We start from the raw sequence: 16,086 nt of genomic DNA on the forward strand, positions 1-16,086 counted from the left end.
CAAGGCAAGGCCCCGACCTCCCCTCCCGTCGAACCCGGGCAAAACTGCCTTGATCCGACGAATGGGACTGCCAGGGCCCAGACTTATTTACCGCAGAACTCAGTTACCGCTTGAGTTCAGTGCTTCGGTCAGTGCAGCTTCCACTTCACTGGCGCTTACGCGCAACGGCTTGTCAGCATCACGGCGACGCTTACGCTCGCTGTGATAGGCCAAACCGGTACCAGCCGGGATCAGACGACCCACGACCACGTTCTCTTTCAGGCCGCGCAGGTAATCGCGCTTGCCGGTTACCGCTGCTTCGGTCAGTACGCGAGTGGTCTCCTGGAAGGAGGCCGCCGAGATGAACGACTCAGTGGACAACGACGCCTTGGTGATACCCAGCAGTACGCGAGTGAACTTGGAAACGAATTTCTCTTCGCCAGCCAGACGCTCGTTTTCCACCAGCACGTGAGTCAGTTCCATCTGGTCGCCCTTGATGAAACTGGAATCGCCGGATTCAGCGATCTCAACTTTACGCAGCATCTGACGCAGGATGGTCTCGATGTGCTTATCGTTGATCTTCACGCCTTGCAGGCGGTAAACGTCCTGGATCTCGTTGACGATGTACTTGGCCAGCGCACTCACACCCAGCAGACGCAGGATGTCGTGTGGATCGCTCGGGCCGTCGGAGATCACTTCGCCGCGGTTTACCTGTTCGCCTTCAAACACGTTCAGGTGACGCCACTTTGGAATCAGCTCTTCGTACGGATCGGTACCGTCGTTCGGGGTAATGACCAGACGGCGCTTGCCCTTGGTTTCTTTACCGAACGCGATGGTGCCGCTGACTTCTGCCAGAATCGACGCTTCTTTCGGACGACGAGCTTCGAACAAGTCGGCAACACGCGGCAAACCACCGGTGATGTCGCGGGTCTTCGAAGTCTCTTGCGGGATACGCGCGATAACATCACCGATCGCGATCTTCGCACCATCCGCTACACCGACCAGGGCGTTGGCTGGCAGGAAGTACTGAGCGATTACGTCAGTGCCTGGCAGCAACAGATCCTTGCCGTTGTCGTCGACCATCTTCACAGCAGGACGGATGTCCTTACCGGCAGCAGGACGATCTTTCGCGTCGAGTACTTCAATGTTGGTCATACCGGTCAATTCGTCAGTCTGACGCTTGATCGTGATGCCTTCTTCCATGCCCACGTAGGTCACGGTACCTTTCATTTCGGTAACGATTGGGTGAGTGTGCGGATCCCACTTGGCCACGATTGCGCCAGCGTCGACCTTGTCACCCTCTTTAACCGAAATCACAGCACCGTACGGCAGCTTGTAGCGCTCACGCTCACGACCGTAGTCATCAGCGATTGCCAGCTCACCGGAACGGGACACAGCAACCAGGTGACCATCCACTCGCTCAACGTGCTTCAGGTTGTGCAGGCGGACAGTACCGCCATTCTTCACCTGAACGCTGTCGGCTGCGGAGGTCCGGCTTGCCGCACCACCAATGTGGAACGTACGCATGGTCAGCTGGGTACCCGGCTCACCGATGGACTGGGCGGCAATAACGCCGACCGCTTCACCGATGTTCACCTGGTGGCCACGAGCCAAGTCACGACCGTAGCACTTGGCGCAAATGCCGTAGCGGGTTTCGCAGCTGATCGGCGAGCGAACGATCACTTCATCGATGCTGTTGAGTTCGATGAACTCGACCCACTTCTCATCAACCAGAGTGCCGGCAGGAACAATAACTTCCTCGGTACCTGGCTTGAATACGTCACGGGCAATAACACGACCCAATACGCGCTCACCCAGCGGCTCTACAACGTCACCGCCTTCAATGTGCGGAGTCATCAGCAGGCCGTGCTCGGTGCCGCAGTCGATCTCGGTGACAACCAGATCTTGCGCAACGTCTACCAGACGACGCGTCAGGTAACCGGAGTTAGCCGTTTTCAACGCGGTATCCGCCAGACCTTTACGAGCACCGTGAGTGGAGATGAAGTACTGGAGTACGCTCAAACCTTCACGGAAGTTCGCAGTAATCGGCGTTTCGATGATGGAGCCGTCCGGCTTGGCCATCAGGCCACGCATACCGGCGAGCTGACGGATCTGCGCAGCAGAACCCCGTGCGCCCGAGTCAGCCATCATGTACATCGAGTTGAAGGACTCTTGGTCAACTTCGTCGCCGTGACGGTCGATGACTTTCTCTTTCGAGAGGTTGGCCATCATCGCCTTGGACACTTCGTCGTTGGCCTTGGACCAAAGGTCGATCACTTTGTTGTACTTCTCGCCCTGTGTTACCAGGCCCGAGGCGTACTGGCTTTCGATCTCTTTCACTTCATCAGTAGCAGCACTGATGATGCGGGCTTTTTCATCAGGGATAACGAAGTCGTTAACACCGATGGAAACGCCGGAAATGGTCGAATAGGCAAAACCGGTGTACATCAACTGGTCAGCGAAGATCACGGTCTCTTTCAGGCCAACCACGCGATAGCATTGGTTGATCAGCTTGGAGATCGCCTTTTTCTTCATCGGCAGGTTGACGACGTCGTACGACAGGCCTTTTGGCACAACCTGGTACAACAGCGCACGGCCAACGGTGGTGTCGACAATACGGGTGCCGCTCACGCTGCCGCCATCACGGTCGTTGACAGTTTCGTTGATACGCACTTTGACCTTGGCGTGCAGTGCGGCTTCGCCGGCACGGAACACACGGTCAACTTCCTGCAGGTCAGCGAACACACGACCTTCGCCTTTGGCGTTGATCGCCTCACGGGTCATGTAGTACAGACCCAATACAACGTCCTGCGACGGAACGATGATTGGCTCACCGTTGGCTGGCGACAGAATGTTGTTGGTCGACATCATCAACGCACGGGCTTCCAACTGGGCTTCCAGTGTCAGCGGTACGTGCACGGCCATTTGGTCGCCGTCGAAGTCGGCGTTGTACGCAGCACAGACCAGAGGGTGCAGCTGGATAGCCTTACCTTCGATCAGTACCGGTTCAAACGCCTGGATACCCAGACGGTGAAGGGTCGGTGCACGGTTGAGGAGAACCGGGTGTTCGCGAATCACTTCAGCGAGAACGTCCCAAACCTCTGGCAGCTCGCGCTCGACCATTTTCTTGGCCGCTTTGATGGTGGTCGCGAGACCGCGCATTTCCAGCTTGCCGAAGATGAATGGCTTGAACAGCTCAAGTGCCATCTTCTTAGGCAGACCGCACTGGTGCAGACGCAGGGTCGGGCCTACGGTAATTACCGAACGACCAGAGTAGTCAACACGCTTACCGAGCAAGTTCTGACGGAAACGACCTTGCTTACCCTTGATCATGTCAGCCAAGGATTTCAGAGGACGCTTGTTGGAACCGGTGATAGCGCGGCCACGACGACCGTTGTCGAGCAGTGCATCGACAGCTTCCTGCAACATACGCTTTTCGTTGCGCACAATGATGTCCGGAGCGGACAGATCGAGCAGGCGCTTCAAGCGGTTGTTACGGTTGATCACACGGCGGTACAGGTCGTTGAGGTCGGAAGTCGCGAAGCGACCGCCATCCAACGGTACCAGCGGACGCAGATCCGGCGGCAGAACCGGCAGAACAGTCAGCACCATCCACTCTGGCAGGTTGCCGGAACCCTGGAAGGCTTCCATCAACTTCAGACGCTTGGACAGTTTCTTGATCTTGGTTTCGGAGTTGGTTTGCGGAATTTCTTCGCGCAGACGACCAATCTCGTGCTCCAGGTCGATAGCGTGCAGCAGTTCGCGGACAGCTTCGGCACCCATGCGGGCATCGAAATCATCACCGAACTCTTCCAACGCCTCGAAGTACTGCTCGTCGTTCAGCAGCTGACCTTTTTCAAGGGTAGTCATGCCTGGATCGATAACGACATAGCTCTCGAAGTAGAGAACGCGTTCGATATCACGCAGGGTCATGTCCATCAGCAAGCCGATACGGGACGGCAGCGATTTCAGGAACCAGATGTGGGCAACCGGCGAAGCCAGCTCGATGTGCGCCATGCGCTCACGACGAACCTTGGCCAGTGCAACTTCAACGCCACACTTTTCGCAGATCACACCACGGTGCTTCAAGCGCTTGTACTTACCGCACAGGCACTCGTAATCCTTTACCGGGCCAAAGATCTTGGCGCAGAACAGGCCGTCACGCTCAGGTTTGAACGTACGGTAGTTGATGGTTTCCGGCTTTTTAACTTCACCGAACGACCACGAACGGATCATCTCAGGCGATGCCAATCCAATACGGATGGCGTCGAACTCTTCGACTTGACCCTGGTTTTTCAGCAAATTCAGTAGGTCTTTCAAGGCCTTTCCTCCTGGCGGAGCAGAGAGCGGGCTAAACAGCCCCGCTCTCGATTCGCGTCACGTGTTATTCGGTTTCCAGATCGATATCGATGCCGAGGGAACGAATTTCTTTGATCAACACGTTGAAGGACTCGGGCATGCCCGGCTCCATACGGTGATCGCCATCCACGATGTTTTTGTACATCTTGGTACGACCGTTCACATCGTCCGACTTCACTGTGAGCATTTCTTGCAGAGTGTAAGCAGCACCGTATGCTTCCAGTGCCCAGACCTCCATCTCCCCGAAACGCTGACCACCGAACTGAGCCTTACCACCCAGCGGCTGCTGGGTAACCAGGCTGTACGAACCGGTAGAACGAGCGTGCATCTTGTCGTCTACCAAGTGGTTCAGCTTCAGCATGTACATGTAGCCAACAGTAACCGGGCGCTCGAACTTGTTGCCGGTACGGCCGTCGAACAGCTGCATCTGGCCGCTTTCTGGCAGGTCTGCCAGTTTCAGCATGGCCTTGATTTCGCTTTCCTTGGCACCGTCGAACACCGGGGTAGCCATTGGAACGCCACCGCGCAGGTTCTTCGCCAGATCCAGGATTTCCTGGTCGGAGAAGGTATCCAGCTCTTCCTTACGACCGCCGATCTCGTTGTAGATCTCGTGCAGGAACTTACGCAGGTCAGCAACCTTGCGCTGCTCTTCGATCATACGATTGATCTTCTCGCCCAGACCTTTAGCCGCTAGGCCAAGGTGGGTTTCAAGGATCTGACCAACGTTCATACGCGAAGGTACGCCCAATGGGTTGAGGACGACATCGACCGGGGTGCCATTGGCATCGTGCGGCATGTCTTCAACCGGCATGATCACGGAGACCACACCTTTGTTACCGTGACGACCGGCCATCTTGTCGCCCGGCTGGATGCGGCGACGGATTGCCAGGTAAACCTTGACGATTTTCAGCACGCCTGGAGCCAGGTCATCGCCCTGCTGCAGTTTGCGCTTCTTGTCTTCGAACTTGTCGTCCAGCAGACGGCGACGATCAACGATATAGGCCTGGGCCTTCTCGAGCTGCTCATTAAGAGCATCTTCAGCCATGCGCAGTTTGAACCACTGGCCGTGCTCAAGACCGTCGAGGATTTCGTCGGTGATGTCCTGACCTTTCTTCAGGCCTGCGCCGCCTTCAGCCTTGTGGCCTACCAGGGCGGAACGCAGACGTTCGAAGGTCGCGCCTTCAACGATACGGAACTCTTCGTTGAGGTCCTTGCGGATCTCGTCGAGCTGGGTCTTCTCGATGGACAGCGCACGAGCATCACGCTCGACGCCGTCGCGGGTGAAGACCTGTACGTCGATGACAGTACCCTTGGTACCGGTAGGTACACGCAGGGAGGTGTCTTTAACGTCGCTGGCTTTTTCACCGAAGATGGCACGCAGCAGCTTCTCTTCCGGAGTCAGTTGGGTCTCGCCTTTCGGAGTGACCTTACCAACCAGGATGTCGCCCGCACCCACTTCAGCGCCTACGTAAACGATACCGGCTTCGTCCAGTTTGTTCAGTGCAGCTTCACCCACGTTCGGGATGTCTGCAGTGATTTCCTCTGGCCCAAGCTTGGTGTCACGCGCCACACAGGTCAGTTCCTGAATGTGGATCGTGGTGAAGCGATCTTCTTGAACCACACGCTCGGACAGGCAGATGGAGTCTTCGAAGTTGAAGCCGTTCCATGCCATGAACGCGATGCGCATGTTCTGACCCAGAGCCAGCTCACCCATGTCGGTGGACGGACCGTCAGCCATGATGTCGCTACGCTGAACGCGATCACCCTTACGCACCAGCGGACGCTGGTTGATGCAAGTGTTCTGGTTCGAGCGGGTGTATTTGGTCAGGTTGTAGATGTCGACACCGGCTTCACCCGTTTCAACTTCGTCATCAGCAACACGAACCACGATACGGCTGGCATCAACGGAGTCGATCACGCCACCACGACGAGCCACGACGCAAACGCCGGAGTCACGGGCTACGTTACGCTCCATGCCGGTACCTACCAGCGGCTTGTCGGCACGCAGGGTCGGTACAGCTTGACGCTGCATGTTGGAACCCATCAACGCACGGTTGGCGTCATCGTGTTCCAGGAACGGGATCAGCGACGCGGCGACCGAAACTACCTGCTTCGGCGATACGTCCATCAAGGTGACGTCTTCCGGCGCCTTGACGGTGAACTCGTTCAGGTGACGAACAGCTACCAGCTCGTCGATCAGGACTTTCTTGTCGTTCATCGTGGCCGAAGCCTGAGCGATCACGTGATCAGCTTCTTCGATGGCAGACAGGAACACGATCTCGTCGGTGACCAGAGCGTCTTTCACCACACGGTACGGGCTCTCAAGGAAGCCGTACTGGTTGGTGCGCGCATAGGCGGCCAGGGAGTTGATCAGACCGATGTTCGGGCCTTCCGGCGTTTCGATTGGGCATACACGACCGTAGTGAGTCGGGTGTACGTCACGCACTTCAAAGCCAGCACGCTCACGGGTCAGACCGCCCGGGCCCAGTGCGGAAACACGGCGCTTGTGGGTGATCTCGGAAAGCGGGTTGTTCTGGTCCATGAACTGCGAGAGCTGGCTGGAACCGAAGAACTCTTTCACCGCCGCAGCCACTGGCTTGGCGTTGATCAGGTCTTGCGGCATCAGGCCTTCGCTTTCAGCCATCGACAGACGTTCTTTGACCGCACGCTCAACACGCACCAGGCCAACGCGGAACTGGTTCTCGGCCATTTCGCCTACGCAGCGAACACGACGGTTACCCAGGTGGTCGATGTCATCGACGATGCCTTTGCCGTTACGGATGTCGACCAGAGTCTTCAAGACCGCAACGATGTCTTCCTTGCACAGCACACCCGAACCTTCGATCTCGGTGCGACCGATACGACGGTTGAACTTCATCCGGCCGACCGCAGACAGGTCGTAGCGCTCAGGACTGAAGAACAGGTTGTTGAACAGGGTTTCTGCGGCGTCTTTGGTTGGTGGCTCGCCAGGACGCATCATGCGATAGATTTCTACCAGCGCTTCCAATTGGTTGCTGGTGGAGTCGATCTTCAGGGTGTCGGAGACGAACGGACCGCAGTCGATATCGTTGGTGTACAGGGTCTCGATGCGAACAACCTGCGCCTTGGCGATTTTCGCCAGGATCTCGGTGTTCAGCTCGGTGTTGCACTCAGCCAGGATTTCGCCTGTAGCCGGGTGAACGATGACCTTCGCGGTAGTACGGCCCAGGACATAGTCCAGGGGAACTTCCAGCTCTTTGATACCCGCTTTTTCGATCTGGTTGATGTGGCGCGCAGTGATACGACGGCCAGCCTCAACGATGACCTTGCCCTTTTCATCCTGAATGTCCAGGACAGCAATTTCACCACGCAGACGCGAAGCGATCAGCTCCAGCTTGAGGGTTTCATCCTTCAGGCTGAATACGTTGGTGGTGTAGAACGCATCCAGGACTTGCTCAGTGGTGTAGCCGAGCGCGCGCAGCAGTACCGAGGCCGGCAGCTTGCGACGACGGTCGATACGCACGAACACGCAGTCTTTCGGATCGAACTCGAAGTCCAACCACGAACCGCGGTACGGAATGATCCGCGCGGAGTACAGGAGCTTGCCGGAGCTGTGCGTCTTGCCGCGGTCGTGGTCGAAGAACACGCCCGGGGAACGGTGCAGCTGGGAAACGATAACGCGCTCGGTACCGTTGATAACGAAGGTACCGTTCTCAGTCATCAATGGGATTTCGCCCATGTAGACTTCTTGCTCTTTGATGTCCTTGATCGCTTTGTTCGACGACTCTTTGTCGAAAATGATCAGACGGACTTTTACCCGCAAAGGTACGGCGTACGTAACACCGCGCAACACGCATTCTTTGACATCAAATGCCGGTTCGCCCAGGCGATAACCGACGTACTCCAGCGCAGCATTGCCGGAGTAGCTGATGATCGGGAAAACGGATTTGAAGGCCGCATGCAGGCCCACGTCGCGGAACTGATCTTTGGTCGCTCCCGCCTGCAAGAATTCACGATACGAATCCAGCTGGATAGCCAGAAGGTACGGGACATCCATGACGTCCGGCAACTTGCTAAAGTCCTTGCGGATACGTTTTTTCTCAGTATATGAGTAAGCCATCAGCGTTCCCCAGCTTGGTCACCTGCTTGTTTGGCCCTCCCGACGGGAGCAGCCAGAAAATCTTGCAAACCCCATGGTTTGCACCACCGCATCGGGTGGCTACAGCGCGTTAATGGCGGCGACCGAGTCGACAGCCAAGAACGGAAAAAGGCCGGTGGCAAGAGCCACCAGCCATCAGCCTTCAGCTTAACGCTTGGGCTGGAGACGCAAGGTCGATGCTTACTTCAGCTCGACTTTAGCGCCTGCTTCTTCCAGAGTAGCTTTGGCTTTGTCAGCTGCTTCTTTGGCAACAGCTTCCAGAACCATGGCAGGAGCGCCGTCAACTACAGCCTTGGCTTCTTTCAGGCCCAGACCGGTCAGTTCACGTACTGCCTTGATCACGTTTACTTTCTTCTCGCCAGCTTCGGTCAGCATGACGTTGAATTCGGTTTGCTCTTCAACAACGGCAGCAGCAGCAGCTGGGCCAGCGGAAGCAGCGGCAGCGGAAACGCCGAATTTTTCTTCGAAAGCTTTGATCAGCTCAACAACCTGCAGAACCGACATTTCAGCTACGGCGTTGAGGATATCGTCTTGGGAGATAGACATTGCTGTATTTCCTGAATTGGGGGACGGCCTACGCGGCCATCGAAATAAACAAAAATACGCGAGAGAAGTTGCTCAGCCTTAGGCCGCGGCAGCTTCTTTTTGCTCGCGAACTGCAGCCAGAGTACGAGCCAGCTTGCTGGTAGCGCCTTGAATCACGCTCATCAGCTGCGAAATGGCTTCGTTGCGGGTCGGCAGTGTTGCCAGTACGTCGATTTGGTTAGCTGCGAGGAACTTGCCCTCGAACGCAGCTGCCTTGATCTCGAACTTATCCTGACTCTTAGCGAACTCTTTGAACAAACGGGCAGCAGCGCCTGGATGATCCTTGGAGAAGGCAATCAGAGTCGGGCCAGTGAACACGTCGTTGAGGACACTGTATTCAGTGTCAGCAACGGCGCGCTTGAGCAGGGTGTTACGTACAACACGTACGTATACGCCAGCTTCACGAGCCTCTTTACGGAGTCCGGTCATAGCGCCTACTGTCACACCACGGGCATCAGCCACGACAGCGGACAGAGCAGCTTTGGCAGCCTCGTTGACTTCAGCGACGATGGCCTTCTTGTCTTCGAGATTAATTGCCACGGGTTTAACTCCTGCTTGTTACCGTTTCATCTGGCCGGAGCCGGATGTCGTTTTGGTGTCTGATTCGGTAAGGAACCGGGAGCACCATCTGCGTAGGCTTGTTGGTTTAAGACTTGCGTCGCCTACGGTCTTGGATAGCCCCCGCCAGGCAGGGACCCCAATCTTTCAATTGGCGCAATCGCTTACGCCAATTTGTGTCTTATACGTCCAGCGAGCCTTGGTCGATGACCAGGCCTGGGCCCATGGTGGTGCTCAGGGTAACGCGCTTGACGTAGATACCTTTCGAGGAAGCTGGCTTGATACGCTTCAGATCGGCGATCAGGGCTTCAACGTTTTCCTTCAGCTTGACGGCGTCGAAGCCGACCTTGCCAACGGAGGTGTGAATGATGCCGTTTTTGTCGGTGCGATAACGAACCTGACCAGCCTTGGCGTTTTTAACCGCGGTAGCTACGTCTGGCGTTACGGTGCCGACCTTAGGGTTAGGCATCAGGCCACGTGGACCCAGGATCTGACCCAATTGACCCACAACACGCATTGCGTCCGGGGAAGCAATAACTACGTCGTAGTTCAGGTCGCCGCCTTTCATTTCGGCAGCCAGGTCGTCCATACCAACGCGGTCAGCGCCGGCGGCCAGAGCAGCTTCAGCTGCAGGGCCTTGGGTGAAGACAGCTACACGAACAGTCTTACCAGTACCGTGTGGCAGCACAGTAGCGCTACGAACGACCTGGTCAGATTTACGTGGGTCAACACCCAGGTTTACAGCAACGTCAACGGACTCGCTGAACTTGACAGTCGACAGCTCGGTCAGCAGAGCAGCAGCGTCTACAAAATTGTAGGACTTGCCCGCTTCGATTTTGCCGGCGATAGCCTTTTGGCGCTTGGTCAGCTTAGCCATTACACACCCTCCACGTTAAGGCCCATGCTACGAGCAGAACCGGCGATGGTACGCACGGCTGCATCCATATCAGCTGCAGTCAGATCCGCGTTTTTGGTTTTCGCGATTTCTTCCAGCTGAGCACGAGTTACGGTGCCAACCTTAACGGTGTTAGGACGAGCGGAACCGCTAGTCAGACCAGCAGCCTTCTTCAGCAGAACCGAAGCCGGGGTCGACTTGGTTTCGAAAGTGAAGCTACGGTCGCTGTATACAGTGATGATCACTGGAGTCGGCAGACCTGGCTCAAGACCCTGAGTACGGGCGTTGAAAGCCTTGCAGAATTCCATGATGTTCACGCCGTGCTGACCCAGGGCTGGACCAACAGGTGGGCTTGGGTTGGCCTGAGCGGCCTTCACTTGCAGCTTGATGTAAGCGGTAATCTTCTTGGCCATGAGGCACTCCAATTACGGGTTCAAGCGCCTCGAAAGGCTCCCCGGTTACTTGCGCGTTTATCCCAGTGACGACAAAACCCCACAGCCTAAGGCTGCGGGGTTGGGATGCTTACTCAGCTAGACCTTCTCGACCTGGCTGAATTCCAACTCTACCGGAGTAGAGCGACCGAAAATGAGCACCGCGACCTGGATCCGGCTCTTTTCGTAGTTAACCTCTTCGACGGTCCCGTTGAAATCAGCAAACGGACCATCTGTGACACGAACAACCTCACCCGGCTCGAACAACGTCTTCGGCTTGGGCTTGTCGCTACCGTCGGCGACACGACGCAGAATTGCTTCTGCCTCTTTGTCAGTGATCGGAGCAGGCTTATCAGCAGTACCGCCGATAAAACCCATAACACGAGGAGTGTCCTTGACCAAGTGCCAAGTACCTTCGTTCATGTCCATCTGTACCAGCACGTAGCCAGGAAAGAACTTGCGCTCACTCTTGCGCTTCTGACCATTCCGCATTTCAACCACTTCTTCAGTGGGAACCAGAATTTCGCCGAAGCCATCTTCCATGCCTGCCAGCTTTACGCGCTCCAGCAAAGAGCGCATAACATGCTTCTCGTAACCCGAGTAAGCATGCACAACGTACCAACGCTTAGCCACGGGACACCCTTAGCCAACAATCAAGGAAACAAGCCAGCCGAGCAGGGAATCAAGCCCCCACAACAGCAACGCCATAACCAGAACAACAGCCACAACAATCAACGTGGTCTGCGTGGTTTCTTGGCGAGTTGGCCAAACGACTTTACGAATCTCGGTGCGAGCTTCCTTCACCAGGACCGCGAAAGACTTGCCTTTGGCAGTCTGCAGGCCTACAAAGGCAGCTACAGCAGCAAGGGCGAGCAAAACGAGAACGCGGTACAGGATCGGCGAAGCAGAATAGTACTGGTTGCCAACAACGCCCACGACCACCAAAGCGACCACAGCGAGCCACTTGACGAGATCGAAACGAGAGCTTTGAGCTTCAGCCTTAGGAGTCATCTATGAAGATCCTGTGAAAAGAAAGCCAGACACACCACGTGAATCTGGCAGGTCAGGAGGGAATCGAACCCCCAACCTACGGTTTTGGAGACCGTCGCTCTGCCAATTGAGCTACTGACCTAAAACAAAATCAGGCCGACCATTATGCAGACCCGAAAAAGACTTTACAACAACCAACCCCCAAAGACTTGAAATCACTCAACAACAAGCGATCTGAACACCATCAAGCCGAGCCAGCCGTTAAAACAAAGGCAGATATTTTCATATCTGCCTTGTTATATGGAGCTCTTGAGCGGATTTGAACCGCTGACCTCACCCTTACCAAGGGTGTGCTCTACCAACTGAGCTACAAGAGCGAAACACAATGCACAACCTGCAAACTTGGAGCGGGTAGCGGGAATCGAACCCGCATCATCAGCTTGGAAGGCTGAGGTTCTACCACTAAACTATACCCGCGGAGCTTGCAGCTCACGCTAAAATGGTGGAGGGGGAAGGATTCGAACCTTCGAAGTCGTAGACGTCAGATTTACAGTCTGATCCCTTTGGCCGCTCGGGAACCCCTCCTAAGCGAGCCGGCATTCTACATCACGCCGGCCTTCTGTCAAGCATTTTCTCATTAAAAATATGAGGTTAGCTGCATTGACCTTCGCTTCGCGCCTTAGACCTTAAAGGTCTTCACTGCGGAGCGGGCGCCATTCTATGCAAACTATTCGAGAGTTGCAATGCCTTCGCACAGCATTATTTTGTGTTTTAACTCATTGAATTCCTTAGCAAGGTTTTCAAAGGGTAGGTCGTCAGCCAGGCGTCGGCTTTCCGGGGCAACTCGAAGCCAGTAACCTTGCGCATCAGGAGCACTCAGCAGCTGCACCTTAACCTTTATATCCAGGCTAGTGAGGCGCTGCTCAAGGAATTGCGCCTGTCGCTGGTCGGCAAAGCCACCAATGTATAAGCAAGTATTTTGCGCATCAGATGCCTTAGCCCGATCCTTGCGCACTACAGCGTCGGAAGACTCGCTCAGCAGGCGAATATCCTGCTGCGTATTCCGATAGAGGCTCAGAGGGGTCACGTCTTTAGCACGCAACGGCGCCTCTTGCTGATGCCATATGTAGTAGAAGGCGTTCAGGATCAATAAAAGCAAAAACAGCCAACGCATAAACACCTCAAGATAAAGGGCACGCCATTGCCAGACCTACGAAAATCAAATCAGGAACGAGTCGAGCCTGAGGCACCGCATCCCTCACCAAATCAGCATCGCCCCCCGTCAGGAATACAGTGAAGTTATCCCCCCAATAACTTCGGGCCAGCTCAAGCTGGGTCAGCACAAACCCTCTGAGCATCAACGTACAGCCACGCTCTACAGCCTCTACGGTCGTATGCCCTGGCGATAGGCGCTCCAAGGCTCTTTCAGCAGCTGCATCGTCGTAACGTATCTTGCGCGTATGCGTGCGCAGCTGATTACGCATGAGGGGCATACCAGGACAGATGAAGCCACCTAAATGCTCACCATCACCAGCAACAAAATCTGCAGTAGCAGCCGTGCCGAAATCAAGCACCAGGCATGCGCCCGAGGCCAATTTGAAGCCGCCCAGCATTGCTAACCAGCGATCAAGACCAAGACGCTCGAAATCTTCGTAACCGTTGCGCACCCCAGCCATTTCTCGCGCAGAAACAGCACAGGAAACCGCAACGCCAAAGGCCTCCACCAGCGCATCAACCAGATTTTTTGTTTCGTCCAGAGCACGAACACTCACCAACCGGCAATGTGTCAGTAACACACCAGGCAGCACTGACAGGCTTTCAATCAATGCAACATCCGAACTAGCGACACCTTCTGCAGATGCCGTCGCCCGATCCAAATCAAGTACGCGCCACTTGATGAAGCTATTCCCACAGTCGAGCTCAAGAATCATCACGCAACCTCAGGCTTAACTCACCACCACTGTATGTTTTCTCAACACCACCGACACTTAAACGTAGTGCCCCCTGACCGTCGATACCCAGCACCACCCCATCGATACGGTTGGCACCCGCTATGAGTGACACCGCCTTTCCCTGCCAGGCATGACCTTTTTCCCACTCATCCCGAAGCGATGAAAAACCTAGCGCCCTGTGTCGATCCAAGTAGCTTTGCAACTGCAAGCACAGGCGTGCCACCAGAGAGTTACGATCAACTGGAGACCGCGTCTCCAACTGCACTGACGTCCATTGCTGATCAACCTCTTCAGACTTCTGCATATTCACGTTAATACCGATGCCGAGGACAACGTGGCAAATATCCGCAGGATCCCCTACGAGCTCCAGTAAAATCCCGGCAATCTTCTTCTGCCCCACCAGGACGTCGTTTGGCCACTTCAAAGCCGCACCCCGCACTCCAGACTCTCGCAGTGCCTGCATGACCGCTAAGCCAACCACGAGGCTCAGGCCTTCCAGCTGTCGAGGACCATTCTCGATACGCAATAAGAGGCTGTAATACACATTCTGAGCAAATGGGCTGACCCACTTTCGACCACGTCGCCCTCTTCCCGCCGTTTGCTGCTCCGCAAGCACCAGGTACGGCGTCGCACGCTCAACCTCAACAAGGCGCAGAGCCTCGGCATTTGTCGAGTCGATGGAGTCGTAGATATGGATAGGCCACGCGAGGGAAGACGTATGCAGTGCAATCTGCTCGGAACTCAAGAAAACCAGCGGCGAAGCTAATTGATATCCCCTCCCACGAACCTTGTGGACCGACAGATTCAATTCGGCCTCAAGATGCTGGAGCTGCTTCCAGACTGCACTGCGACTAACGCCCAGGGCTGCGCCAAGTGCTTCTCCGGAATGGAATCGGCCATCTTTTAGAAGTTCTAACAACGTCAGCATGCAAGTATCGCCTCACAATGAGGCACGCATGATAGCCATGCGCAGGGTCATTGCATAGAAAGGCCGGACTTTAGCATTGAAGCCCCTCCCGAGGCGCCTCTTCGCACTTTTCGACCGCCCAAAACAAAACCCCATCTGCTTTCGCAAATGGGGTTTCGGAATTTAATCTTGACGATGACCTACTCTCACATGGGGAAACCCCACACTACCATCGGCGATGCATCGTTTCACTGCTGAGTTCGGGATGGGATCAGGTGGTTCCAATGCTCTATGGTCGTCAAGAAATTCGGGTACTGAGTCGTGGCCAGCGGGCCTCGCTTCAGCAAATTGGGTATGTGACAGCTGTCGGTGTTTTGTGAAATCTCGAACTTTCGGTTCATTGCGTCTTCACACACCGCAATCTGGCCTTTCGACGCAAATTGCTTGGGTGTTATATGGTCAAGCCTCACGGGCAATTAGTATTGGTTAGCTCAACGCCTCACAGCGCTTACACACCCAACCTATCAACGTCGTAGTCTTCGACGGCCCTTCAGGGGACTCAAGGTCCCAGTGAGATCTCATCTTGAGGCTAGTTTCCCGCTTAGATGCTTTCAGCGGTTATCTATTCCGAACATAGCTACCCGGCAATGCCACTGGCGTGACAACCGGAACACCAGAGGTTCGTCCACTCCGGTCCTCTCGTACTAGGAGCAGCCCCTCTCAAATCTCAAACGTCCACGGCAGATAGGGACCGAACTGTCTCACGACGTTCTAAACCCAGCTCGCGTACCACTTTAAATGGCGAACAGCCATACCCTTGGGACCGGCTTCAGCCCCAGGATGTGATGAGCCGACATCGAGGTGCCAAACACCGCCGTCGATATGAACTCTTGGGCGGTATCAGCCTGTTATCCCCGGAGTACCTTTTATCCGTTGAGCGATGGCCCTTCCATACAGAACCACCGGATCACTAAGACCTACTTTCGTACCTGCTCGACGTGTCTGTCTCGCAGTCAAGCGCGCTTTTGCCTTTATACTCTACGACCGATTTCCGACCGGTCTGAGCGCACCTTCGTACTCCTCCGTTACTCTTTAGGAGGAGACCGCCCCAGTCAAACTACCCACCATACACTGTCCTCGATCCGGATAACGGACCTGAGTTAGAACCTCAAAGTTGCCAGGGTGGTATTTCAAGGTTGGCTCCACGCAGACTGGCGTCCACGCTTCAAAGCCTCCCACCTATCCTACACAAGCAAATTCAAAGTCCAGTGCAAAGCTATAGTAAAGGTTCA

The 16,086-nt window shown here is 55.3% G+C and carries 11 protein-coding genes, 4 tRNA genes and 2 rRNA genes (1 of these 17 running past the window's edge); all 17 read right to left on the reverse strand.

The window, feature by feature from the left end:
* Positions 1-99: 99 nt before the first annotated feature.
* Positions 100-4,299: a DNA-directed RNA polymerase subunit beta' gene (rpoC, locus tag BB029_RS31590; RefSeq protein ID WP_065942264.1), complete on the reverse strand. Its 4,200-nt coding sequence runs from the start codon at positions 4,297-4,299 to the stop codon at positions 100-102.
* A gap of 64 nt (positions 4,300-4,363) precedes the next feature.
* Positions 4,364-8,437: a DNA-directed RNA polymerase subunit beta gene (gene rpoB, locus BB029_RS31595; RefSeq protein WP_027605164.1), complete on the reverse strand. Its 4,074-nt coding sequence runs from the start codon at positions 8,435-8,437 to the stop codon at positions 4,364-4,366.
* A 219-nt stretch (positions 8,438-8,656) separates the two neighbouring features.
* A complete protein-coding gene (rplL, locus tag BB029_RS31600) occupies positions 8,657-9,022 on the reverse strand; it encodes a 50S ribosomal protein L7/L12 (protein ID WP_027605163.1) in 366 nt (121 codons plus the stop codon).
* Positions 9,023-9,100: 78 nt separating this feature from the next.
* Positions 9,101-9,601 carry a 50S ribosomal protein L10 gene (rplJ, locus tag BB029_RS31605; RefSeq protein ID WP_003176433.1) on the reverse strand — a complete coding sequence of 167 codons (501 nt, stop codon included), beginning with the start codon at positions 9,599-9,601 and terminating at the stop codon, positions 9,101-9,103.
* 199 nt (positions 9,602-9,800) lie between these two features.
* Positions 9,801-10,496, reverse strand: coding sequence for a 50S ribosomal protein L1 (gene rplA / locus BB029_RS31610; protein WP_003176434.1), 696 nt, complete (start codon positions 10,494-10,496; stop codon positions 9,801-9,803).
* A complete protein-coding gene (gene rplK, locus BB029_RS31615) occupies positions 10,496-10,927 on the reverse strand; it encodes a 50S ribosomal protein L11 (protein ID WP_003176435.1) in 432 nt (143 codons plus the stop codon). Before rplK ends, rplA begins: the two co-directional genes overlap by 1 nt.
* A 117-nt stretch (positions 10,928-11,044) precedes the next feature.
* The gene (gene nusG / locus BB029_RS31620; RefSeq protein ID WP_003176436.1) at positions 11,045-11,578 is read right to left on the reverse strand and encodes a transcription termination/antitermination protein NusG; all 534 of its coding nucleotides are present in this window, start codon (positions 11,576-11,578) and stop codon (positions 11,045-11,047) included.
* Positions 11,579-11,587: 9 nt separating this feature from the next.
* Positions 11,588-11,956: a preprotein translocase subunit SecE gene (gene secE, locus BB029_RS31625; protein WP_027605162.1), complete on the reverse strand. Its 369-nt coding sequence runs from the start codon at positions 11,954-11,956 to the stop codon at positions 11,588-11,590.
* Positions 11,957-12,001: 45 nt separating this feature from the next.
* Positions 12,002-12,077 (reverse strand) — tRNA-Trp (locus BB029_RS31630).
* Positions 12,078-12,236: 159 nt separating this feature from the next.
* Positions 12,237-12,312 (reverse strand) — tRNA-Thr (locus BB029_RS31635).
* Positions 12,313-12,338: 26 nt separating this feature from the next.
* Positions 12,339-12,412, reverse strand: a tRNA-Gly gene (locus BB029_RS31640).
* A gap of 23 nt (positions 12,413-12,435) precedes the next feature.
* Positions 12,436-12,520: transfer RNA gene (locus BB029_RS31645), tRNA-Tyr, on the reverse strand.
* Between the two features lie 142 nt (positions 12,521-12,662).
* Entirely contained in the window at positions 12,663-13,109 is a 447-nt protein-coding gene (locus tag BB029_RS31650) for a hypothetical protein (protein ID WP_027605161.1), read from the reverse strand.
* A 7-nt stretch (positions 13,110-13,116) separates the two neighbouring features.
* On the reverse strand, positions 13,117-13,866 hold the full coding sequence (locus tag BB029_RS31655; protein ID WP_065942265.1) for a pantothenate kinase: 750 nt from the start codon (positions 13,864-13,866) through the stop codon (positions 13,117-13,119).
* Complete coding sequence (gene birA / locus BB029_RS31660) at positions 13,856-14,815, reverse strand: bifunctional biotin--[acetyl-CoA-carboxylase] ligase/biotin operon repressor BirA (protein WP_065942266.1); 960 nt, start codon at positions 14,813-14,815, stop codon at positions 13,856-13,858. The genes BB029_RS31655 and birA overlap by 11 nt, the downstream gene beginning before the upstream one ends.
* 166 nt (positions 14,816-14,981) lie before the next feature.
* Positions 14,982-15,097, reverse strand: a 5S ribosomal RNA gene (gene rrf / locus BB029_RS31665).
* A gap of 152 nt (positions 15,098-15,249) precedes the next feature.
* Positions 15,250-16,086, reverse strand: a 23S ribosomal RNA gene (locus BB029_RS31670); it runs 2,055 nt beyond the window's last position.

It is taken from the genome of Pseudomonas sp. S3E12, from assembly GCF_001702295.1.
GTDB classification, from domain to species: domain Bacteria; phylum Pseudomonadota; class Gammaproteobacteria; order Pseudomonadales; family Pseudomonadaceae; genus Aquipseudomonas; species Aquipseudomonas marginalis.